At 59.8% G+C, this 22,018-nt stretch carries 19 protein-coding genes; 10 read left to right on the top strand and 9 right to left on the bottom strand.

All coding sequences use genetic code 11. The features are described 5' to 3' along the window. Positions 1-122 precede the first annotated feature (122 nt). Positions 123-497 carry a tetratricopeptide repeat protein gene (locus NPS56_RS08950; protein WP_274074335.1) on the bottom strand — a complete coding sequence of 125 codons (375 nt, stop codon included), beginning with the start codon at positions 495-497 and terminating at the stop codon, positions 123-125. 172 nt (positions 498-669) lie between these two features. Here NPS56_RS08950 and pyk point away from each other — a divergent pair, with 172 nt between their 5' ends. From pyk to NPS56_RS08935, 3 genes are all read left to right on the top strand, one after another. After that, on the top strand, positions 670-2,121 hold the full coding sequence (pyk, locus tag NPS56_RS08945) for a pyruvate kinase (RefSeq protein ID WP_274074334.1): 1,452 nt from the start codon (positions 670-672) through the stop codon (positions 2,119-2,121). Between the two features lie 238 nt (positions 2,122-2,359). Next, positions 2,360-3,742: a hypothetical protein gene (locus NPS56_RS08940; protein WP_274074333.1), complete on the top strand. Its 1,383-nt coding sequence runs from the start codon at positions 2,360-2,362 to the stop codon at positions 3,740-3,742. Between the two features lie 244 nt (positions 3,743-3,986). Continuing rightward, complete coding sequence (locus tag NPS56_RS08935; RefSeq protein ID WP_274074332.1) at positions 3,987-5,288, top strand: hypothetical protein; 1,302 nt, start codon at positions 3,987-3,989, stop codon at positions 5,286-5,288. A gap of 319 nt (positions 5,289-5,607) precedes the next feature. On the opposite strand, the gene NPS56_RS08930 is transcribed toward NPS56_RS08935, so the two are convergent. Further along, positions 5,608-6,543 (bottom strand): iron-sulfur-binding ferredoxin reductase, encoded by a 936-nt coding sequence (locus NPS56_RS08930; protein ID WP_274074331.1) that lies wholly within the window; start codon positions 6,541-6,543, stop codon positions 5,608-5,610. After that, positions 6,536-7,642 (bottom strand): GGDEF domain-containing protein, encoded by a 1,107-nt coding sequence (locus tag NPS56_RS08925; protein ID WP_274074330.1) that lies wholly within the window; start codon positions 7,640-7,642, stop codon positions 6,536-6,538. The genes NPS56_RS08930 and NPS56_RS08925 overlap by 8 nt, the downstream gene beginning before the upstream one ends. A gap of 311 nt (positions 7,643-7,953) precedes the next feature. On the opposite strand from NPS56_RS08925, the gene NPS56_RS08920 reads away from it, so the two are divergent. From NPS56_RS08920 to NPS56_RS08895, 6 genes are all read left to right on the top strand, one after another. Then, a complete protein-coding gene (locus NPS56_RS08920; RefSeq protein ID WP_008061943.1) occupies positions 7,954-9,477 on the top strand; it encodes a fumarate hydratase in 1,524 nt (507 codons plus the stop codon). Positions 9,478-9,612: 135 nt separating this feature from the next. Then, entirely contained in the window at positions 9,613-11,379 is a 1,767-nt protein-coding gene (locus NPS56_RS08915) for a sensor histidine kinase (RefSeq protein WP_274074329.1), read from the top strand. Then, positions 11,373-12,698, top strand: a complete 1,326-nt coding sequence (locus tag NPS56_RS08910; protein ID WP_274074328.1) for a sigma-54-dependent transcriptional regulator — start codon at positions 11,373-11,375, stop codon at positions 12,696-12,698. The genes NPS56_RS08915 and NPS56_RS08910 overlap by 7 nt, the downstream gene beginning before the upstream one ends. 307 nt (positions 12,699-13,005) lie before the next feature. Then, the gene (locus NPS56_RS08905) at positions 13,006-14,325 is read left to right on the top strand and encodes an MFS transporter (RefSeq protein WP_274074327.1); all 1,320 of its coding nucleotides are present in this window, start codon (positions 13,006-13,008) and stop codon (positions 14,323-14,325) included. 319 nt (positions 14,326-14,644) lie between these two features. Next, on the top strand, positions 14,645-14,860 hold the full coding sequence (locus NPS56_RS08900; RefSeq protein WP_274074326.1) for a hypothetical protein: 216 nt from the start codon (positions 14,645-14,647) through the stop codon (positions 14,858-14,860). A gap of 253 nt (positions 14,861-15,113) precedes the next feature. After that, on the top strand, positions 15,114-15,743 hold the full coding sequence (locus NPS56_RS08895) for a flavin reductase family protein (RefSeq protein WP_274074325.1): 630 nt from the start codon (positions 15,114-15,116) through the stop codon (positions 15,741-15,743). Here NPS56_RS08895 and NPS56_RS08890 read toward each other — a convergent pair whose 3' ends face one another. Then, complete coding sequence (locus tag NPS56_RS08890) at positions 15,744-15,974, bottom strand: hypothetical protein (protein ID WP_274074324.1); 231 nt, start codon at positions 15,972-15,974, stop codon at positions 15,744-15,746. 41 nt (positions 15,975-16,015) lie between these two features. Further along, positions 16,016-16,369, bottom strand: a complete 354-nt coding sequence (locus NPS56_RS08885) for an antibiotic biosynthesis monooxygenase family protein (RefSeq protein WP_274074323.1) — start codon at positions 16,367-16,369, stop codon at positions 16,016-16,018. Between the two features lie 404 nt (positions 16,370-16,773). Here NPS56_RS08885 and NPS56_RS08880 point away from each other — a divergent pair, with 404 nt between their 5' ends. Then, entirely contained in the window at positions 16,774-17,703 is a 930-nt protein-coding gene (locus NPS56_RS08880; RefSeq protein ID WP_274074322.1) for an AraC family transcriptional regulator, read from the top strand. Positions 17,704-17,806: 103 nt separating this feature from the next. Here NPS56_RS08880 and NPS56_RS08875 read toward each other — a convergent pair whose 3' ends face one another. The 4 genes from NPS56_RS08875 to NPS56_RS08860 all read right to left on the bottom strand — a co-directional run bounded on the left by NPS56_RS08875 (position 17,807) and on the right by NPS56_RS08860 (position 21,930). Further along, the gene (locus NPS56_RS08875) at positions 17,807-18,862 is read right to left on the bottom strand and encodes an ABC transporter ATP-binding protein (RefSeq protein ID WP_274074321.1); all 1,056 of its coding nucleotides are present in this window, start codon (positions 18,860-18,862) and stop codon (positions 17,807-17,809) included. Between the two features lie 16 nt (positions 18,863-18,878). Continuing rightward, positions 18,879-19,727: an ABC transporter permease gene (locus NPS56_RS08870; protein ID WP_007986104.1), complete on the bottom strand. Its 849-nt coding sequence runs from the start codon at positions 19,725-19,727 to the stop codon at positions 18,879-18,881. Further along, positions 19,724-20,632: an ABC transporter permease gene (locus NPS56_RS08865; RefSeq protein WP_274074320.1), complete on the bottom strand. Its 909-nt coding sequence runs from the start codon at positions 20,630-20,632 to the stop codon at positions 19,724-19,726. The genes NPS56_RS08870 and NPS56_RS08865 overlap by 4 nt, the downstream gene beginning before the upstream one ends. A 194-nt stretch (positions 20,633-20,826) precedes the next feature. Beyond that, complete coding sequence (locus tag NPS56_RS08860) at positions 20,827-21,930, bottom strand: extracellular solute-binding protein (protein ID WP_274074319.1); 1,104 nt, start codon at positions 21,928-21,930, stop codon at positions 20,827-20,829. Positions 21,931-22,018 lie beyond the last annotated feature (88 nt).

Below are 22,018 nucleotides of genomic sequence, written 5' to 3'. Positions count from 1 at the left end.
CCGCTGCCGCTTACTCCTGCCGATCACGGGTGTTACGTCGGTTTGAAGGCAAGGCTTTCAAACCGCTTTATTCGACTATAGCTCACCGTCGTCGCTGAGCCAGCGCTGAATGGGTAACGTAATCAGAAGCGGGTAGGACGCACCGCCGCCGCACTGCGCAGCGGATAGTGACCCAGCGCCTGCAAGGTTTCCAGGCGCGCCTGGGCGCGGTAGGCGTATTCGCTTTGCGGGTACGACGCGATGATGAACTGGTAGGTTTGCGCCGCATCGACAAACAGCTTCTGCCGTTCCAGGCACAGACCGCGCAGCATCGACACTTCCGGCCACACATAAGGCCGCGCGCGGCTGGCGCGTTCGACCTTGGACAGCTCGAGCGTTACCTGCTCGCAATTGCCCCGGTCATAGGCGCTGTAGGCAAGGTTCAAATGATGGTTCATCGACCAACGGGTGCAGCCCACGACACTGAGGGCAAGGACGGCTATGAGCACGAATCGCATGGGAGTTCTCCTGACTTGAGCTCTGTATCGACCCATGGGCGAAAATCTTCAGGCGACCGGTCAGCAAAAGTGTCCGGTTCAATAAACAAACGAATAAGTAGTGCACATGAACAATGACTACACCCCAAGAGCATAGTAGCCTCACTCAGCGCTTGAACTCAGGAGTCTTTGCATGTCCGTCCGTCGTACCAAAATCGTCGCCACCCTTGGCCCGGCCAGTAACTCGCCGGAAGTCCTCGAACAACTGATCCTGGCTGGCCTGGACGTCGCCCGCCTGAACTTCTCCCACGGCACCCCCGACGAGCACAAGGCTCGCGCGAAGCTGGTGCGTGACCTGGCAGCCAAGCACGGTCGTTTCGTTGCCCTGCTGGGCGACCTGCAAGGCCCGAAAATCCGTATCGCCAAATTCGCCAACAAGAAGATCGAGCTGAAGATCGGTGATCAATTCACCTTCTCCACCAGCCATCCCCTGACCGAAGGCAACCAGCAAGTGGTCGGCATCGACTACCCGGACCTGGTCAAGGACTGCGGCGTGGGCGACGAACTGTTGCTCGACGACGGTCGCGTAGTGATGCGCGTCGACACCGCCACAGGCACCGAACTGAACTGCACCGTGACCATCGGCGGCCCGCTGTCCGACCACAAGGGCATCAACCGTCGCGGTGGCGGCCTGACCGCTCCGGCCCTGACTGAAAAAGACAAGGCTGACATCAAGCTCGCCGCGGAAATGGAAGTCGACTACCTCGCGGTGTCCTTCCCGCGTGACGCCGCGGACATGGAATACGCCCGTCAACTGCGCGACGAAGCCGGCGGCACTGCCTGGCTGGTGGCGAAGATCGAACGCGCCGAAGCCGTGGCCGACGACGAAACCCTCGACGGCCTGATCAAGGCGTCCGACGCCGTGATGGTGGCCCGTGGCGACCTCGGTGTGGAAATCGGCGACGCCGAGCTGGTGGGCATCCAGAAGAAGATCATTCTGCACGCACGCCGCCACAACAAGGCCGTGATCGTGGCGACCCAGATGATGGAGTCGATGATCCAGAACCCGATGCCGACCCGCGCCGAAGTGTCCGACGTAGCCAACGCCGTGCTCGACTACACCGACGCCGTGATGCTCTCGGCCGAAAGTGCTGCCGGCCTGTACCCGCTGGAAGCCGTGCAGGCGATGGCGCGCATCTGCGTCGGCGCTGAAAAGCACCCGACCAGCAAGACCTCCAGCCACCGCATCGGCAAGGAATTTACCCGCTGCGACGAGAGCATTGCGCTGGCGACCATGTACACCGCCAACCACTTCCCGGGCGTCAAAGCGATCATCGCCCTGACCGAAAGTGGCTACACCCCGCTGATCATGTCACGTATCCGTTCCTCGGTGCCGATCTACGCGTTCACCCCACACCGCGAAGCCCAGGCCCGCGCGGCGATGTTCCGTGGCGTGTACACCATCCCGTTCGACCCGGCTTCGCTGGCGCCGAACGAAGTCAGCCAGAAGGCGATCGACGAGCTGGTCAAGCGCGGCGTCGTACAGAAAGGCGACTGGGTCATCCTGACCAAGGGCGACAGTTACCACACCACCGGCGGCACCAATGGCATGAAGATCCTGCACGTTGGCGATCCAATGGTCTGAGTGACACGCTGAAAACCAAAAGCCCTGCCATGTGAATGGCGGGGCTTTTTTGTGCCTGAAACTTCGCCATCAGAAAGCTTTTGTATCTCAAAATAATCGACAAACCTGTCAATTCTGATAGTTGTTCATTTTCCCCCGCCCCCGTCTCATAGAGAGCAGCAGCACCGTTCTGTTTTTGCGGAACGGGCAGAGGATGCGAGTGCAAAGGCACTCGCCCATTACATCAAGGGAAAGTGCAATGACCACGGAGCAAATACATTCTTCGACTTTATCAGGCGAACTGGACCCCATTTTTGGTGAAAACGGCTTGGCCTTCCTCCGTTCACCAAACCCCGATTTCCCAAACTGGTCCTCACGGGTTGTCGCTGTAGGTCCTGACGATATGATCTACATCGCGGGAGTTCTATATGATGATGTCAACGGAATGCTCTACGCGCTGACACGTCTGAATGAAGCTGGCTCTGTCGACACCAGCTTTGGCAAACAAGGTTTCTTCTACGATTTTTTTTACGGATCCGCTAGCTCCAGCTTCTACGCCGAACAGATTGCATTTGTGAATGGCAGAGTTCTGCTGACGGGAACGCTGTTTTACCGTGTAGGCGGCGTGAGTGAGCGGGAAAAGGCCGCCGTTCGTTTTCTACCCAATGGCACCATTGATGAAGAATTTGGCGAACAAGGAAAAGTCATTATCCCGGTTCCTAAAACGACTGCTGATTTACACGCCGTATCCGCGTACAACGAAAAATGTCTGGAAATCGAAAAGGCAAGATGTGTTTCATCCGATTCTCTGAATAAGCTTGCGCCCTACGCGCGCGAAGCTTCGCCAATTACCGACGATCGCATCATATTGCTTCATTATTCTGGCACCTTCGCCTCGATTGATGCCTGGATCATCTGCTTGACTCCAAGCGGGGAACTTGACCTTTCATTCAATGAATCGGGTTTTGTCCGTGTCAGACATGACATGTTTAACTTCTTGCAACTGAGTAGCCTGATCGTCGACGATGCGGGCAACTACATCAGTGCCGGCCACGTCAAAACAGGTTACTTCAATCCCCCTGAAGCAGTTGTTCTAGTAAAACACAGCAAAGACGGCAAACTGGATAAATCCTTTCAACGAGACGGATTTCTGGTTATGGAAGATGAAGACCCACTCTATTACCGGGAGGTTGCCAATATAGTAAAACAACCCAACAATCGCATTCTGTGCACAGGTTCAAGGCATTCAAGACACGACACTGCGATCTCCGGATTTTTAATGAGTCTGGAAGCTGACGGTTCGAACAATATCCAGTTCAACGGTGGAAAACCGGTATTTATGAACATAAATTCATCCAGTACGTATTTGTACACTGCTGACTTCCTGCCTGACGGAAGCTTTCTGACTACCGGACTTTTAGAAAGATATCGCAAAGAAAGTCATTACGCTATCTCGCGTTTCTTTTACAACGGCGTTCATGACAAGGACTATAACAACGGGGTGGGCTGGCTTGACTATAAAGAAGCGGTAAACATTGGTTTGTATTCTTCAGCCATTAAAGACAACAAGGCCTTTTTTGCGGTGGAATTTAAAGAAGAAACTGTAGTCATCCGCGCAGTAGCAAAAGGACTGATGCCCTGAAAAACAAAAGCCCTGCCATGTGAATGGCGGGGCTTTTTTCGTTTAAAAAATAGTCAGATAGACGATTTCACTGCCCCTCACCTGTCAGATCTGACAGTAGACAGCCCTCTTGCCCAGCCCCTTTAATCGATCCGGTCAACCGCGGCTATCGCTGCCATCAAGGCTTTCTCGCGCCAGGCTGTTGCGGGCTCGTCATTGGCAGCCCTTGTCGACGGACAACTCACCCCATTAAAGGAATAGAACGATGAGCCAATACACAACGCTGACCACCGCCGACGGTGATCTCGATCCACGGTTTGGTCTTGAAGGTAGGGTGTCTGTGCTTATCCCTGGTGCCAGGTCCACTATAGCCCAATGTATTGTTGTAGGCCCTGACGACAACCTTTATGTCACCGCATCAATAGAGCCAAGTAACAATATTCGCGAATTCACTCCAGCCGTGGTTTGCCTGCACAAGAACGGGGCTATAAACGAAGCGTTCGGTAACAAAGGAATCGTCATCCAGCGTTTTACTCCTCAACTTGGAGTACGAATGCAACAGATACATTTTCTCGAGGACGGGACTGAAACAAAAATCCTCCTTTGCGCTGTCGACAATACCAACGACATTAATGTACTCATTCGCCTTCACATCAACGGGCGGCTGGATGAAACGTTTGGCGAGAATGGCCTGCTAAAGGTAATACTGCCTGCACCCCTTTCCGATAGCCCGGAACAAATGCCCACATCGCAGGCATCAAGCGACATCGGCGCCTCAGGGATCAGCACGGTAGCCAATGGAAAAATCTACCTTGCCAAACACGTTTACATGGCAGGCTTGATCGCCGACATCGGCATAATCACCCGGCTCAACGCTGACGGCTCGCTGGACCTCAGCTTCAACAAAACCGGTTATGTCGCCGTTGCTCATGGATACTGGGCTAATACCACCATCAACGACATCTTCGTGCAGAACGGAAAAATCACCGTGTGCGGATCGCTCTATAAACGCGATAGCTCCCAGCACTACGGCATGCTTGCTCGTCTGAATGACGATGGCACTCTCGATCAGACCTTTGCTGAAAATGGGTTTGCACTCGTCCCGGAAGCGACGTTCGATAGACTCACTCAATACGCCGAAGACAGTATTCTCGCTGCTGGCTCGACGTTATCGCCTGCCCAGGGTGTATTGGCTTGTTTCACCAAAGAGGGTCAACTCGACCAAAAATTCAATGGTGGAAAAATTCTTTATCAATCCGACACAGAGAGAGGCGCTATCAGATTCCATGATGTTGGTATAGTCCAAGAGAAAATCATCGTGGCCGGGAAGTTGATACCGAATGCGGGCCTTCACTCATTAATGGTGGCTCGCTACCAGAATGACGGAACCCTGGATCCCGGCTTTGGCAACGGGAAGGGTTTGGTGTATGTACCTCAAGACACCAGTTTTGGGTTCAGCACCACAATGGCCCTGCAAAAGGATGGGAACGTGTTGCTCATCCGCGAAACTGTCGCCATCCCGGATCGGACCTTGATAGCACGCGTACTGAACACGAACCAGGAATAGCAGCACCACACGGCACGTTGGCGACCCGCAGGTCTGAGTGATCGGTTGCTGGAAAAAAGCCCCGCCATTTGAATGGCGGGGCTTTTTTGTTTTGGATCTGCAAGATGTGTTGCCTGGGGAGGCCTCATCGCGGGCAAGCCCGCTCCCACAGGTTTTTGTGGTGGTCACATGATTTGTGAACAACACCGGCCCGTGTGGGAGCGGGCTTACCCGCGAAGAAGCTTGTCAGGGCGGTTCAGTCGTAGCGTCAGCAGGCCGCGGTCGCGTTCAATCTGGATGGCATCGGGCATGGAAGGTCTCGCATCTGAAAAATCAGCGCTCAACCGCGGGGCAGGAAGACGTCGGCCAGCAGTTGGTTGCGTGGCAGCCCCGCCAGGTACAGGCGCCGGGCAAAGGCATCGACGCTGTCGGGGGATCCGCAGAGCAAGGCCTGGGTTTGTCGCGAAACAAGCCGCAGTTGCGCCAAAGCCGCGGGCAACTCGGTCGGTGTCCACAGCTCGATGCTGAGGTTCGGACGGCTGGCGGCCATGGCTTGCAGAGGTTTGGCCAGATAATGCTCGTTGGCATCATGGGCCAGGTGGATGACCCGAATGGCGCCCCGATGATCCTGGCGCAAGGCTTCTCGCAAGACGCCGAACAACGGTCCCAACCCGGTGCCGGCCGCCATCAGCCACAGCGGTCGGTCGTGCCAGTCCGGGTCGTAATGCAAGGCTCCGCCGCGCAACTCGCCGAGACGGATCGGGTCGCCGATGTTCAGCTGACGGGCTAAATCGCTGAATTCCCCCGACTGGCGACAATCGAGGTGAAACTCGAGAAAACGGTCCTCTTCCGGCAGGCTGGCCAAGGAATACGGCCGTGCGACGTTGCCCGCCCACAACACCAGATGCTGCCCGGCGCTGTAGCGCAACGGGCGTTGTGGCGCCAGGCGCAGGCGCAAAACGCTACTGCTCAACCAATCGGCCGCAGCGACCTCGGCCGGACGGCCATCCTCTTGCGGGTCGAAGGTGTGCACCTGCAAGTCCTCGACCACCTGACACTGGCAGGCCAGGCGCCAGCCTTGCTGGCGCTGCTCTGCGCTCAGGGCATCGGGGCGGCTGTCGCTCGGTAATCCTTGCACACACTGCACCAGGCAGGCATGACAACTGCCGGCGCGGCAGCTGTAGGGTACCGGCACGCCGTTCTGATTCAGGGCATCAAGCAGATTGGCGCCGGTTGCCACCGACCATTGGCGATCGCCCACGCGTAATTCAGGCATCGACGTTTTCCCACGCCGCCGCGCAACGATTGCGGCCGTCACGCTTGGCGCGATACAGCGCCTGGTCCGCCCGCTGCAAGGCTTCGTCAAGATCATCGCCCATGTCCAGCAGGGTCATGCCCGCGGACAGGCTGAGACTACCGACCTTCAAGCCGATCAACTCGACATCGATGAAGGCGAGGCGCAGCCGCTCGCAACAGGCGGTCAAGCGCTCGGCATCGCAATCGGGCAGCAACACCACGAACTCTTCTCCACCATAGCGTGCCAGGACATCGCCGTCGCGCAGGCAGGCCGACGCCACGCCGGCAAACGCCTGCAGCACCTGATCCCCAGCCGCATGACCATAAATGTCGTTGATTCGCTTGAAGTGATCGAGGTCGATCAGCGCCAGGCCATGCACGACGCCGGCGTCCATGGCTTTGAGTTCGCGCGAAGCCAGGCGCAGGAAATGCCGGCGATTGAACAATCCGGTCAACTCGTCGGTGGCCACCAGGTCCTCGAGCTGACGCATCATCCCGCGCAAAGTGTCCTGGTGCGCCTGCAGGGCGAAGCGGCGTTGACGCATGCGCAGGCGCGAGGCCTGGACGTAGCGGGCGTACAGTTCCAGCCAGACCAGCACGATAAACAGTATGCACACCTGCAACACGGCCAACGCCGGATCGGCCAGCTGAAAGTGGTAGCCCTCCCACAGGGTGATCGCGCTGAAACTGAAAAACACCAGCAGCGCGCACCGCGCAAATGCACGGCGCGACAGATGAAATAGCCCGAACAGCAGAATCAGCACGTAGAACACCAGGAACGCGCCGCGGGACTCATCCAGATTGGCAATCAGCCAGGTTTGCCAGCCTAGCCCCAGCAGCACCTGCGCCTCGGTCAGGCTGGGGTCGGAAAAACGCAGGTTGCAGCCGCTGTAGAACACCACGAACAACGCCGCCTGGCTGATGACCACCAGAGCGCTGCCAACGGCGACATTGGCCAGCGGTTCATCGTAATGGCCGGTGAAAAACGCCAGCCACAGCAGCAACAAAGCCAGGGCATAAGTGCCGGCCGCGAGGGCAAACCGTTTGAGTAACAGGCGCTGGATGGCGTTATGGGTCAACCGTTGACTCACCCTATGAAAGGAGACTGACAGAGCGTCCTACTCTACAGACCGATAACCACTTTAGTGGTGCGGCCGATAAATGACCATTCAATTTTCGGGCTGACCCGATTCGGGGATCGGGATCGACCATGCGACCAAGGTTTGACCACCGGCGCGTGTACCCGCCAGCAAGGCGCGTTATACTGCCGCGCCTTTTTAGCGTCGCGCCAGCAGCCCCGGCGTGCCTTGAAAGGTGCTTGCAACCGACCGATGCACCCAAGCTGCAAGCACCTTATTGAATGTTCCCGTCTTTTAGAGGAGCGCGACTCATGACCGTGATCAAGCAAGACGACCTGATTCAGAGCGTTGCCGACGCCCTGCAGTTCATTTCCTACTACCACCCCGTGGATTTCATCCAGGCGATGCACGAAGCCTACCTGCGCGAAGAATCGCCAGCAGCCCGTGATTCGATGGCGCAGATCCTGATCAACTCGCGCATGTGCGCCACCGGCCACCGTCCGATTTGCCAGGACACCGGCATCGTGACCGTATTTGTCCGCGTGGGCATGGACGTGCGTTGGGATGGCGCCACCATGGGCCTGGACGACATGATCAACGAAGGCGTGCGTCGCGCCTACAACCTGCCGGAAAACGTCCTGCGTGCTTCGATCCTCGCCGACCCGGCGGGTGCTCGCAAGAACACCAAGGACAACACCCCGGCCGTTATCCACTACTCCATCGTTCCGGGTAATACCGTGGAAGTGGACGTGGCGGCCAAGGGCGGCGGTTCCGAGAACAAGTCGAAAATGGCCATGCTCAACCCGTCCGACTCGATCGTCGACTGGGTGCTCAAGACCGTTCCGACCATGGGCGCCGGCTGGTGCCCACCGGGCATGCTCGGCATCGGCATCGGCGGCACCGCCGAGAAAGCCGCTGTCATGGCGAAAGAAGTGTTGATGGAATCCATCGACATCCACGAGCTGAAGGCCCGTGGCCCGCAGAACCGCATTGAAGAAATGCGCCTGGAGCTGTTCGAGAAGGTCAACCAGCTGGGCATCGGCGCCCAGGGCCTCGGTGGCCTGACCACCGTGCTCGACGTGAAGATCATGGATTACCCGACCCACGCCGCCTCGCTGCCGGTGTGCATGATCCCGAACTGCGCCGCCACCCGTCACGCCCACTTCGTGCTCGACGGTTCCGGCCCGGCTTCGCTGGAAGCGCCACCGCTGGACGCCTACCCGGAAATCGTCTGGGAAGCCGGCCCGTCGGCCCGTCGCGTCAACCTCGACACCCTGACCCCGGAAGAAGTGCAGAGCTGGAAGCCGGGCGAAACCGTCCTGCTCAACGGCAAGATGCTCACCGGTCGCGACGCAGCGCACAAGCGCATGGTCGAGATGCTGAACAAAGGTGAAACCCTGCCGGTGGACCTCAAGGGTCGCTTCATCTATTACGTCGGCCCGGTCGATCCGGTGCGCGAAGAAGTGGTTGGCCCGGCTGGCCCGACCACCGCAACGCGGATGGACAAGTTCACCCGTCAGATCCTCGAGCAAACCGGCCTGCTGGGCATGATCGGCAAATCCGAGCGCGGCCCGACCGCTATCGACGCGATCAAGGACCACAAGGCCGTTTACCTGATGGCAGTGGGCGGCGCGGCTTACCTGGTAGCGCAAGCGATCAAGAAATCCCGTGTTGTCGCTTTCGCCGAACTGGGCATGGAAGCGATCTACGAGTTCGACGTGAAAGACATGCCGGTGACCGTTGCGGTCGACAGCAAGGGCGAGTCCGTACACATCACCGGTCCTGCCATCTGGCAGCAAAAGATCAGTGAAAGCCTGGCGGTAGAAGTGCAGTAAGCGCTTCGGCTGTCTGAAAAAGGCGACAGGGGATTCAACCCCTGTCGCCTTTTTTATTACCTGCACAAGGCGTGGGAATACCGAAGAGCGCCATGTTATCGTGCGCCCCCTCCGTACACCTGTGTAATGCCCAGCATGTTTGAGTCCTCTCGCCCTTTGCGCCTGGCGCTGTATACCCTGTTGATCATCGCCGGCGCCGCCCTCGCCGCGACCCTGGCCGTTCGTCAAACGGTGCGCCAGTCATTGGTCGATGACGCAGCCCGTGCCAATCAGCAACTGGCGCTTTACGCCACTTCCCTGCACACCCTGATCGAACGCTACCGCGCCCTGCCCTCGGTGCTGGCACTCGACCCGCAGTTGCGCGACGCACTCAAAGGCCCGGTGAGCCCCGAGCTGGCGCAGGAATTGAACCGCAAACTGGAAAAAATCAACGGCGCCGCCGAATCCTCGACCCTGGAGCTGCTGGATCGCACGGGCCTGGCCGTGGCGGCGAGCAACTGGCGCTTGCCCAGCAGCTACGTCGGCCACAACTACGGTTTTCGTCCCTACTTCAGCCAGACCCGCACCCAGGGCACCGGGCGTTTTTACGCCGTTGGGGTCACCAGTGGCATTCCTGGCTATTTCCTCTCCAGCGCCGTAACCAACGACGATGGCCAGTTCCTCGGGGCCATGGTGGTGAAACTGGAGTTTCCCGAGCTGGAACGCGAATGGCGCCAGGGTAGCGACACCCTGCTGGTCAGCGATGCCCGCGGGATTATCTTCATCGCCAACCAGTCGGGCTGGCGCTATCGGTACCTGAAACCGCTGAGCGACAGCGATCACGCCGAACTCAAGATCACCCGCCAATACGACAAGCAGCCGCTGACGCCGCTTCAATACCAATCATTGCGCCGCTTCGACGAGAACAGCGACCTGGCACGGGTCGATGGCCCCGACGGCCCTGCCGATTACTTGTGGGAATCCCTGCCGCTGGCCGCCGAAGGCTGGACCCTGCACCTGCTGCGCCGCCCGCAGGTTGCCTTCGAAGACAGCCGCAACGCCGCGCTCGCTGCGGCGGGTATCTGGCTGACGCTGGTGTTTTTGCTGCTGTTTCTCACCCAGCGCTGGCGCCTGGCCAAGCTGCGCCAACGCAGCCGCGAAGAACTCGAACAGCTGGTAGAAGAGCGTACCCGCGACCTGCGCACCGCCCAGGAAGGCCTGGTGCAATCGGCCAAGCTCGCGGCCCTCGGGCAGATGTCCGCCGCCCTCGCCCACGAGATCAACCAGCCGTTGACCGCCCAGCGCATGCAGCTGGCGACCTTGCGCCTGTTACTGGATCACGGTCGCGTCGACGACGCCTACAGGGCGCTCAAGCCGGTGGATGACATGCTCACGCGCATGGCCGCCCTCACCGGCCACCTGAAGACTTTTGCCCGCAAAAGCCCCAGTGGCTTGCGCGAACGCCTGGACCTGGCAGCGGTGGTGGACCAGTCCCTTGAGCTGCTCGACACGCGTCTGCGCGATGAACAGGTCAGCACCGTGCTGCACCTGACGCGCCCGGCCTGGGTGCGGGGCGATGCGATTCGCCTGGAACAGGTACTGATCAACTTGCTGCGCAATGCCCTGGATGCGATGCAGGACAAACCCTGCAAACGCCTGGAAATCCGCCTCGAAGCCGACGAACAATTGTGGCGCCTGAGCGTCATCGACAACGGCAGTGGCATCGCCGAGGAAAACCTGGCGAAAGTGTTCGACCCGTTTTTCACCACCAAACCGGTGGGTGATGGCCTGGGCATCGGTCTGGCCGTATCCTTCGCCATCGTTCACGAATCGGGCGGACGCCTGAGCGCTGATAATCACGACAACGGCGCGGTGTTCACCCTCACCCTGCCCATCGACGCGGAGGCTCAAGACCCATGCTGAATTCAGTGATGGTGGTCGACGACGAAAGCAGCATTCGCAGCGCCGTCGAGCAATGGCTGAGCCTGTCGGGTTTCGAGGTGCAGCTGTTCAGCCGCGCCGACGAGTGCCTGGCGCAGTTGCCCAGGCATTTTCCCGGGGTGATTCTCAGCGACGTGCGCATGCCCGGCATGAGCGGCCTGGAACTGCTGGCCGAAGTACAGCGCCGCGATGCCGACTTGCCGGTGATTCTGCTGACGGGCCACGGCGACGTGCCGATGGCTGTCGACGCGATGCGCGATGGCGCCTACGACTTCCTGGAAAAACCCTTCAGCCCCGAAACCCTGCTCGGCAGCTTGCGCCGGGCGCTGGACAAGCGCCGGCTGGTCCTGGAAAACCGTGCCCTGCACGAACAGGCCGACAACCGCGCCAAACTTGACGCCACCTTGCTTGGCGTCTCCCGTGGCTTGCAGACTTTGCGCCGGCAGGTGCTCGACCTGGCGGCGCTGCCGGTCAACGTGTTGATCCGCGGCGAAACCGGCAGTGGCAAGGAGCTGGTTGCCCGTTGCCTGCACGACTTCGGCCCGCGCGCCGACAAACCCTTCGTCGCCTTGAACTGCGCGGCCATCCCCGAACAACTGTTCGAAGCCGAACTGTTCGGCCATGAAAGCGGCGCATTCACCGGCGCCCAGGGCAAGCGCATCGGCAAGCTCGAATACGCCGATGGCGGCACGCTGTTTCTCGATGAAATCGAAAGCATGCCCCTGGCGCAGCAGGTGAAATTGTTGCGGGTGCTGCAGGAGCAAAAACTCGAGCGATTGGGTTCGAACCAGAGCATTCGCGTGGATCTGCGGATCATTGCCGCGACCAAACCGGACTTGCTGGAGGAAGCGCGGGCCGGACGTTTTCGCGAGGACCTGGCTTACCGCTTGAACGTCGCCGAGCTGCGCCTGCCGCCGTTGCGCGATCGCCGCGAAGATATTCCATTGTTGTACGAGGCCTTTGCCCGGAGTGCCGCCGAACGCCTGGGTCGCTCCTTTGCGCCGTTGAGCGGGCCGCAGTTGAGTCATCTGCTGAGTCACGACTGGCCGGGCAATGTGCGTGAGCTGGCGAACGTGGCCGAGCGCCAGGTGTTGGGGCTTGGCGAGCCCGTGCCGGCGGGCATCGAGCCTGGGCAGTCACTGGCGGCGCAGCAGGAGGCGTTTGAAGCGCAGTGCCTGCGCGCAGCGTTGACCCGGCACAAGGGCGATGTGAAAGCGGTGCTCGAAGAGCTGCAACTGCCGCGCCGGACTTTCAATGAAAAGATGCAGCGGCATGGATTGAGCCGGGAGATGTTTTTGTAGTGACTGTGCAGGCCTCTTCGCGAGCAAGCCCGCTCCCACAATGACCGAGCCGGTCGCGAATTTTGTGTACGACACCCGCCACTGTGGGAGCGGGCTTGCCCGCGAAGAGACCAGTTCAGGCAACACACCTGCCAGGACCTAAGCAGTTTTCCGCTCAAGCCCAGCCTTTCATGAGCGGATTTCCGCTCATCAACTCCCCTAAACCCCTCTAAACCGCCCCTCTCCCCGTTGGCACAGCTCCTGCTATAGCCCCCGCAGGCTGCGTTTAATCGCGCTCCACAAAAACAATTAAACGAAGGATCCTTCAATGGATAACTCCAACGCCCTGCCACTTGGGTCGGCTGCCGCGCCGGCCAAAGCAAGAACCACCGCCAGTCGCATCAAATCGATCTTCAGCGGTTCCGTTGGCAACATGGTCGAGTGGTATGACTGGTACGTCTATGCCGCCTTCTCCCTGTACTTCGCCAAGACCTTTTTCCCCAAAGGCGACACCACCGCACAACTGCTGAACACCGCTGCGATTTTCGCCGTGGGCTTCCTGATGCGTCCAATCGGGGGTTGGCTGATGGGCCTGTACGCCGACAAAGTCGGACGCAAAAAGGCGCTGATGGCCTCGGTGTACCTGATGTGCTTCGGCTCGCTGTTGATCGCCCTGAGCCCGGGTTATGAAATCATCGGCATCGGCGCGCCGATCCTGCTGGTGTTCGCCCGTCTGCTGCAGGGCCTGTCGGTCGGTGGCGAATACGGCACCTCCGCCACCTACCTCAGCGAGATGGCGACCAAGGAACGTCGCGGTTTCTACTCCAGCTTCCAGTACGTGACCCTGATCTCCGGCCAGCTCATCGCCTTGGCCGTGCTGATCATCCTGCAAAACGTACTGACCACCGAAGAGCTGTATGCCTGGGGCTGGCGTATCCCGTTCGCCATCGGCGCGCTGTGTGCCGTGGTCGCGCTGTACCTGCGTCGCGGCATGGAAGAAACCGAGTCGTTCACCAAGAAGGAAAAGGCCAAGGAAAGCGCGATGCGCACCCTGATGCGCCATCCGAAGGAACTGATGACCGTGGTCGGCCTGACCATGGGCGGTACGCTGGCGTTCTACACCTACACCACCTACATGCAGAAATACCTGGTGAACACCGTCGGCATGAGCATCTCCGACTCCACCACCATTTCCGCCGCCACGCTGTTCCTGTTCATGTGCCTGCAACCAATCATCGGCGGGCTTTCCGATAAAATCGGTCGCCGGCCGATCCTGATCGCCTTCGGTATTCTCGGGACGCTGTTCACCGTGCCGATCCTCACCACCCTGCACACCATCCAGACCTGGTGGGGCGCGTTCTTCCTGATCATGGCGGCGCTGATCATCGTCAGCGGCTACACCTCGATCAACGCGGTGGTGAAGGCCGAACTGTTCCCGACCGAAATCCGCGCCCTGGGCGTCGGCCTGCCGTATGCCCTGACCGTGTCGATCTTCGGCGGCACCGCTGAATACATCGCGCTGTGGTTCAAGAGCATCGGCATGGAAACCGGGTACTACTGGTATGTCACCGCGTGTATCGCCGTGTCGTTGCTGGTGTACATCACCATGAAAGACACCCGCAAGCATTCGCGGATCCTCACGGACTAAGTCCAGGCGCGTTTGACAAAAGGGGGCAGACCGTCGGGGTCTGCCCCTTTTTTGTTTTTCCTGCGCTACATGAAAAATCCTTCACTGCCGTGGGAGGCAGATTAATCACGAGTTAATGCGCTCCCCTCATCCTGAACCTGCCTGATCGATTACCTGTGATGCGCTCATTCAGACCTTGAAAGCGAAAACGCCCGCAGGCCTTAACATCAATTTAATCGATTGTTTTTAGCATAATTTTGCGCTTTTTAATCAGTTTAATTGGCGTAGCATAAAACCCATGCCCAAGACACAAAACGCCAAAGAACCTGGAGAAATGAAGATGAAAACCAAACTGTTCCTCGCCATCGCCCTGTCCGTACTGGCCGCCAACACCTTCGCCGCCGACGGTTACGACCGCACAGGCTCCGCCGTTGCCGCCGATGGTTATGACCGGACTGGCTCCGCTACCGTCGCTGCAGACGGCTACGACCGCACTGGCGGCGCTACCGTCGCTGAAGATGGCTACGACCGTACTGACGGCGCTACCGTCAGCTGATTGATTCAGGCGGCACCACAGCCCGGCTTCGGCCGGGCTTAGTCATTTCTGTGGCACCGAAAATCTGCGGGCAAACCATATAACCTGTGGGAGCGGGCTTGCTCGCGAATGCGGTTTTACATTCAACATTTCTGTTGCATGACACACCGCTTTCGCGAGCAAGCCCGCTCCCACATTGTCTGAGTCCGTACTGGAAAAATGTCGGCGGTCCTTGCACCATGTCCGCCTCCCGCAAGTGCCAGGAATTCCCGCCATGCCCGACGACATCCACTATTACGAACCCGCCAACGGCCACGGCCTGCCCCACGATCCCTTCAATGCGATCGTCGGCCCGCGTCCCATCGGCTGGATTTCCTCACAGGATGCCGAAGGCCGCTTGAACCTGGCGCCCTACAGCTTTTTCAACGCCTTCAACTACATTCCGCCGATCATTGGTTTTTCCAGCGTCGGGCGCAAAGACAGCCTGAACAACATCGAACAGACCGGCGAATTCGCCTGGAACCTGGCCACCCGGCCATTGGCCGAGCGGATGAACCAGAGCAGTGCCATGGTCGAGCCGCAGGTCAACGAGTTCGAGCTGGCAGGGCTGAGCACCGTCGCCTCGAAAGTCATTCAGGTGCCACGGGTCGCCGAAAGCCCGGTGTCCTTCGAGTGCAAGGTCACGCAGATCATTCAGTTGCAGCGGGCCGATGGCAATGTGGTGCCAAGCTGGCTGATTCTCGGCGAAGTGGTCGCCGTGCATATCGCCAAGTGGCTGTTGAAGGATGGCGTGTACGACACCGCCGCGGCAGAACCGATTCTGCGCGGCGGCGGGCCGGCGGACTATTTCCAGCTGGGGCCTGAGGCGTTGTTCAAGATGTATCGCCCGGGGGCGGTGAAGTAATTACCAGAGCAGGTCGGTGTCTTCCTTCACATCCTTGAGGCGGGTCAGCTCCTTGGCCGCCGCCAGATCAGCCTCATTGGCCGTCTTGAAGGTCTGGCCTTCCAGCACTTTGTGAAAACGCGGGGCGCCGGAACCACCCAGCGCTTTGACGGCGATAGCGGCGTAGTAACCACCCTCACCCGGTACTACGGCGGAAACAGCTTCGAAGTGTTCAAAGGCTTTACGTGCCATGTCGCGAATCCTGGCTGATTGAGAATGCCGCCATTAAACCCTCAACCGGCCAGTTTGTGTATATCTGCCCCGGACTGGCGCAAGGCCTGCGCCGCCGACACATCCTTGAAGGTGTGAAAATCCAGGCTGTTGACCACCAGTTCCTGCACCAGCTCGGCAAAAACCTCCATCGCCGGGGTGCTGAAATACGCGGTCATGGCCTGCTGGTTGACCCAGAAACCGGACACCAGCCACAACTCGGGGTCGCATAACGAATGCTGCAAGGCAAAGTTCAGGCAACCGGGTGCAGCGCGGGACGGTTCGATCAGGGCGCTCAGGCGCACACCCAGCTCTTGGGAACGCCCGGCGCGCGCTCGGACAAAGGCCATATGACTGACGGGGATCTGCTTGGACATGTTCAACCCTCCCGGGGAGTCGCGTGGCAGCCAGGGGCGGGCTGCGACAGGATCAAAGGTTAAAGGCCTCTGCGCCTGTGTCGTTAGTCGATTCCTGCTGGCGCGTTGCACAATCCTGCGAACGTGCATCAGTCACCTGTAACAATGCGTAAAACATTGTCGGGGTTATACCCTGTAGGAGCTGCCGCAGGCTGCGATCTTTTGATCTTAAAAACAAAATCAAAAGATCGCAGCCTGCGGCAGCTCCTACAGGGGTTTGGCAGTGTGCCAGGTCGCTGGGTAGGCGAAGGGATGAAGACACTCCGTGCAGAATCAGGCAAGCATCAGGCAGGATGTGTCTACCGCTGCTGCTTGCACAAACTTATGCTCTAGCCATCACCCAAGCTTTGCCGAGGATGCCTTGCATGTCGTCGTTCGATCAATTTCAAGCCCCGCTTGACACCGACATGGAAAAGCAGCGCGCGGAACTGGCGGCGATCATCCGTCGCAACACCGCCGAAGATGGCAGTTATGCCACTGCCATCGGCTCGCTGTTCATGTCGCGCCACAGCCAGTCCCACGAGTTCGCTCCGGTGCTCGCGCAACCGGCGCTGTGCATCATGGCCCAGGGACGCAAGGAAGTTCAGCTGGCCAACGAGTACTTCAATTACGACCCGCTGAACTACCTGGTGGTCTCGGTCTCGATGCCGCTGAGCGGGCGGGTGATCGATGTGTCGGCCGAGGAGCCGATCCTGGCCTTGCGCCTGGACATCGACCCGACGGAAATCACCGCGCTGATCGCCGACGCCGGCCCCCTTGGCGTACCCACCCGGCCGACAGGGCGCGGGTTGTATGTCGAACAGCTCGACAGCGCCATGCTCGACGCCGTGCTGCGCCTGGCGCGGTTGCTCGACACACCCAAAGACATCGCCATGCTCGCGCCGCTGATTCGCCGGGAGATTCTCTATCGGTTGTTGCGCAGCAAGCAGGGACACCGGCTGTATGAAATCGCCATTGCCAACAGCCAGAGCCATCGCATCAGCCAGGCGATCAAGTGGCTCAATGGCAACTATGAGCAGCCGTTGCGCATCGATGATCTGGCAAAGGAAGTGAACCTGAGCGTGTCGACCTTGCATCACCGCTTCAAGGCGATGACGGCGATGAGTCCGTTGCAGTATCAGAAGCAGTTGCGCTTGCAAGAAGCCAGGCGGCTGATGCTGGCCGAAGGATTGGAGGCTTCGGCGGCGGGATATCGAGTGGGGTATGAAAGCCCTTCTCAGTTCAGCCGGGAGTACAGCCGGTTGTTCGGGGCACCGCCGTTGCGGGATCTGGCGCGGTTGCGGTTGTCGGTTTGATCCGGCATTCGCGGTGCCGTGACCGGCGCCTTCGCTGGCAAGCCAGCTCCTACAAGGGATCGCTGTAACCTGTAGGAGCTGGCTTGCCAGCGAAGGGGGCCTGTCAGGCGCCCAGTACCCGGCAAGCCTCGACCGGCAATGTCACCGACACCGGATGCCCAACGCTCAAACCAAAGCCCTGGCACGGCGTACTCAACGCCGTAAACGACACCCCGGAACACTCCACCGTAGTCTCGATGGTCGCGCCAATATCCCGCACGAACGTCACCTTGCCCAGCAAGCGGTTGCCCGCCGTGGCCTGCGGCGCCGACAGTTGCAGGTCTTCCGGACGAATCAGCATCTTCACTTTTTCCCCCACCACAATGCTGCTGCAGATCGGCACTTGCAGTGCATCACCGCCCGGCAGGCTGACCTTGCCGTTGCCCAGCGCCGTGGCCGGGAAGATGTTGCCCGAACCGATGAAGTCCGCGACGAATTCGTTGGCCGGGTGCCGGTAGATCTCGATCGGCGTACCCACCTGCTGCACCTTGTGCTCGCCCAACACCACGACAATATCGGCCATGGTCATGGCTTCGCGCTGGTCGTGGGTGACCATGATGGTGGTGATGTTCAGGCGCTGTTGCAGCTGACGGATCTCCACCTGCATCGACTCGCGCAGCTTGGCGTCCAGCGCCGACAGCGGTTCGTCGAGCAAGAGGATTTTCGGGTGATTGGCAATCGCCCGGGCAATCGCCACGCGCTGACGCTGGCCGCCGGACAGTTTCGCCACCGGCCGATCGATCATCGGTTGCAGCTGGATCAGTTCCAGCAACTCCACCACCCGCGCCTGCTGGTCAGCCTTGCTGACCCCGCGCAGTTTCAGTGGATAGGCAATATTTTCGCCCACGGTCATGTGCGGGAACAGCGCCAGGGACTGGAACACCATGCCGAAATTACGCAGGTGCGCCGGGGTGTGGCCGATGTCCTCGCCGTCCAGGCGAATCTCGCCACCGCTCAGGGTTTCCAGCCCGGCGATCATCCGCAGCAAAGTGGTTTTGCCGCAACCCGAGGGGCCGAGGAAACACACCAGTTTGCCCTCGGGCAAATGCAGGTTTACATCCTTTACCGCGCAGGCCGAGCCGTAATGTTTCTCGACGTTTTCCAGAATCAGACCAGACATAAATCACCTCAAGAAATCAGAACGAAACGCCACCTTCACCGACCAGCTTCTCCAGCGCCCAGATCAGGACGAAGTCGATCAGCACGATCAGCACGGCAAACGAAAATACGGTGGGGTCGAGCGAGGACACGGTGCGGCTGTACATCCAGATCGGCACGGTCATGACGTCGATGGTGTAGAGAAAATAGGTCACGGTGAACTCGTTGAACGAGACGATGAACGCCAGCAGCATGCCCGCCAGGATCCCCGACTTCATCAACGGCACCACCACGTCGACAATCGCCCGCAGCGGTGAAGCGCCAAGCATTTGCGCGGCCTCCTCGACTTCGCTGCCGATCGAGAGCATGGCCGCCGTGCAGTTCTTCACCACGAACGGCAAGGCCAGGATCACATGGGCAATCACCAGGCGCGAGGTGGTCATCTGGAACGGCAGGCTGTCGAACACCAGCAGCAACGCCAGCCCCAACACCACCATCGGGAACACCAGGGGCAGCGACATCAGTTGCAGGGCCACGGCCTTGCCACGGAACTCACAACGGGTCAGGGCATAGGCTGCCGGCACGGCGATGATGGTCGCAAAAACCATGGTCAGGCACGACACCATCAGGCTGGTGGTCATGGCCTTGCCCAGGCTCAGCACATCGCTGGCATCGGGTGAGACGAAGGTGTGCCAGGCGGCCTTGTACCATTGCAGGCTGTAGCTGCTCGGCGGGAAGTCGAGGTTCGACGCGCCGCTGAACGACATCACGATCATGGTCAGGATCGGCAACACCGCCAGCAGCAGGATGAAGCCCGAGAGGATGCCGGCGAACTTGCCGGTTTCGCCCGGCAGTAGCCCATAGCGTTTCTTGGTCAGGGTGCTCATTGCGAAGCCTCCAGCATGCGCCGACGGCGGCCAGTGATGTATTCGGACAGGGTCATGATCGCGAGGGTGGTGACGATCAGCACCACGCCGGCGGCGGAGGCGGCGGGCCAGTTCATCAGTGGGGCGATCTGGTCATGCACCATCACCGCCAGCATCGGCACGCGGCGGCCACCGAGCAGCAACGGCACCACGAAACTGCTGGCGTTGTAGGCGAACACCAGCGTCGCGCCGGTGATGATCCCCGGCATGCTCATCGGCAACACCACCTGGCGGAACACCTGGAAGCGACTGGCGCCCAGGGTCGCGGCGGCCTCTTCGTACGTACGGGCGACGCCGCGCATGGCACTGGCGATCGGCAGCACGGCCAGCGGGAAGGCGGTTTGCACCAGGCCCATCAGCACGCCGTTCTGGTTGTACAACAGCATGATCGGGCGCTTGATCAGGCCCAGGCCCATCAGTGCCTGGTTGAGCATGCCGCCGGGGCCGAGGATGACCAACCAGCCGTAGCTTTGCAGCAGCAGGTTGACCAGCAGGGGCAACAGCACCGCGGCGAGGAAGATCCGGCGCACAAACGGAGAGGTCAGCCGCGACATGGTGTAGGCCACCGGGATCGCCAGCACCACCGCGATCACCGCGCTGATCAGCGCCAGGCGCAGGGTCAGCATCAGGGATTTGAGGTAGTAGGGTTCGAGCAATTGGGCGTAGCTGGCCAGGCTGAACCCGGACCATTCCGCGCCCTTGGTGCCCACGCTCATGCGCAGCACCAGCAGGCTGGCGGCAATCAGCACGCCCAGGAACAGCATCGACGGTGTGAGGAAAAACCAGGCGCGGGCCGTCGGCGAAACGCCCCGACTCGGGCGCGACTCAGCGGCGCTGACCGAATGGGTCAAAGGTTGGTGTTCCATAGCAAAGGTCTCGTCAATGGAAAGCAGCTGAAGAACACGTCCTTCAAAACCACCGTGAACCCTGTGGGAGCGGGCTTGCTCGCGAAAGCGGCCTGTCAGTCACATGCATGTTGAAATGTGCTGACGCATTCGCGAGCAAGCCCGCTCCCACATTGGATTTGTGGTGTTCCAAAGAGCCGGTGTTCGTCAAACGATCAGGAAGAAAAGATTTCCGTGTAACGACGAATCCATTGGTCATGCACGGTGGCCAGGAAGGCGTTGTCGTGCATGATCGCCTTCTCGGCAATCTGCTCCGGCGTGAGAATGAACGGGCTCTTGCGCGCTTCGGCGGAGATGATCGCCTTGGCGTTGACCGGGCCGTTGTAGATGTCTTCAGCCATCTTGCCCTGCACCAGCGGGTCCAGGGAGTGGTTGATGAAGGCGTAGGTCAGGTCGGTATCGCCCGGACGATTCTTCGGCATCACCGAGAGCATCAGGTCGGTGTAGAAACCTTCCTTCATGCCGAAGGTGGCGCCCAGGCCGTAGGCCGGATCGCGGATCTGTTTCGGGAAGAATGCCGGGGCGTACAGGCCGCCCATGTCCAGGGAACCGGTGCGGAACAGCTCGGCGATCTGGTTCGGGTTTTCGCCCAGGGTCACTACGCGGTCTTTCAGCTCGGCGAGTTTCTTGAAGCCCGGCTCGATGTTGTGCTCGTCACCACCGGCCAGTTTGGCGGCGATGATGATCAGGTCCATGGCCTCGGTCCAGTTGGGCGGCGGCAGGAAGATGTTCGGCGACAGGTCGGCGTCCCACAGGGCGGCGTAGCTGTCCGGCGCTTGCTGGATGGTGCGGGTGCTGTAGACCAGGCTGTTGCACCAGAGCAGGTAACCGATACCGTGGCCATTGGCGCCGGTACGGTATTTTTCCGGTACGTCGACCAGGTTGGGAATGCGGTTGAGGTCGGGTTTTTCCAGCAGGTTGGCGGCGGCCAGGCCTTCGGCGCCGACGCCGGCCAGGGTGATGATGTCGTACTGCGGACGATCACCGCCGGCCTTGAGTTTGGCGACCATTTCCGAAGTACTGCCGGTGCGGTCGGCGATGACCTTGCAGCCGTACTTGTCTTCGAAGGTCGCGGCGATGTTGCGCAGTGCAGCCAGGCCGGTGTCGTCGGACCAGGTCAACAGGCGCAGGGTCTTGCCTTGAAAGCGGGTGTCGCTGGCATTGGCCTTGACGAATGGCAGGCTCATGGCCGCCGCGGCAACCGAGGCTACGCCCACGGTCTTGATGAATTGACGTCTGTTCAGATCATGCTCGCCCATTACGGACTCCCTTTGTTTTTGTAGGTATAAGGCAGGTCGAAACTGTTGCATCCGCGCGGCTGGAGCAGCGGGTTACCCCTCGTATTTG

This window comes from Pseudomonas putida (genome assembly GCF_028682635.1).
Lineage (GTDB): Bacteria > Pseudomonadota > Gammaproteobacteria > Pseudomonadales > Pseudomonadaceae > Aquipseudomonas > Aquipseudomonas putida_AE.
This window is presented reverse-complemented; position numbering and strand designations above follow the sequence as displayed.

Coding starts and splice junctions, on each gene's coding strand:
- NPS56_RS08950 (WP_274074335.1), bottom strand. CDS start 497: ATGCGATTCGTGCTCATAGCCGTCCTTGCCCTCAGTGTCGTGGGCTGC.
- pyk (WP_274074334.1), top strand. CDS start 670: ATGTCCGTCCGTCGTACCAAAATCGTCGCCACCCTTGGCCCGGCCAGT.
- NPS56_RS08940 (WP_274074333.1), top strand. CDS start 2,360: ATGACCACGGAGCAAATACATTCTTCGACTTTATCAGGCGAACTGGAC.
- NPS56_RS08935 (WP_274074332.1), top strand. CDS start 3,987: ATGAGCCAATACACAACGCTGACCACCGCCGACGGTGATCTCGATCCA.
- NPS56_RS08930 (WP_274074331.1), bottom strand. CDS start 6,543: ATGCCTGAATTACGCGTGGGCGATCGCCAATGGTCGGTGGCAACCGGC.
- NPS56_RS08920 (WP_008061943.1), top strand. CDS start 7,954: ATGACCGTGATCAAGCAAGACGACCTGATTCAGAGCGTTGCCGACGCC.
- NPS56_RS08915 (WP_274074329.1), top strand. CDS start 9,613: ATGTTTGAGTCCTCTCGCCCTTTGCGCCTGGCGCTGTATACCCTGTTG.
- NPS56_RS08910 (WP_274074328.1), top strand. CDS start 11,373: ATGCTGAATTCAGTGATGGTGGTCGACGACGAAAGCAGCATTCGCAGC.
- NPS56_RS08905 (WP_274074327.1), top strand. CDS start 13,006: ATGGATAACTCCAACGCCCTGCCACTTGGGTCGGCTGCCGCGCCGGCC.
- NPS56_RS08900 (WP_274074326.1), top strand. CDS start 14,645: ATGAAAACCAAACTGTTCCTCGCCATCGCCCTGTCCGTACTGGCCGCC.
- NPS56_RS08895 (WP_274074325.1), top strand. CDS start 15,114: ATGCCCGACGACATCCACTATTACGAACCCGCCAACGGCCACGGCCTG.
- NPS56_RS08890 (WP_274074324.1), bottom strand. CDS start 15,974: ATGGCACGTAAAGCCTTTGAACACTTCGAAGCTGTTTCCGCCGTAGTA.
- NPS56_RS08885 (WP_274074323.1), bottom strand. CDS start 16,369: ATGTCCAAGCAGATCCCCGTCAGTCATATGGCCTTTGTCCGAGCGCGC.
- NPS56_RS08880 (WP_274074322.1), top strand. CDS start 16,774: ATGTCGTCGTTCGATCAATTTCAAGCCCCGCTTGACACCGACATGGAA.
- NPS56_RS08875 (WP_274074321.1), bottom strand. CDS start 18,862: ATGTCTGGTCTGATTCTGGAAAACGTCGAGAAACATTACGGCTCGGCC.
- NPS56_RS08870 (WP_007986104.1), bottom strand. CDS start 19,727: ATGAGCACCCTGACCAAGAAACGCTATGGGCTACTGCCGGGCGAAACC.
- NPS56_RS08865 (WP_274074320.1), bottom strand. CDS start 20,632: ATGGAACACCAACCTTTGACCCATTCGGTCAGCGCCGCTGAGTCGCGC.
- NPS56_RS08860 (WP_274074319.1), bottom strand. CDS start 21,930: ATGGGCGAGCATGATCTGAACAGACGTCAATTCATCAAGACCGTGGGC.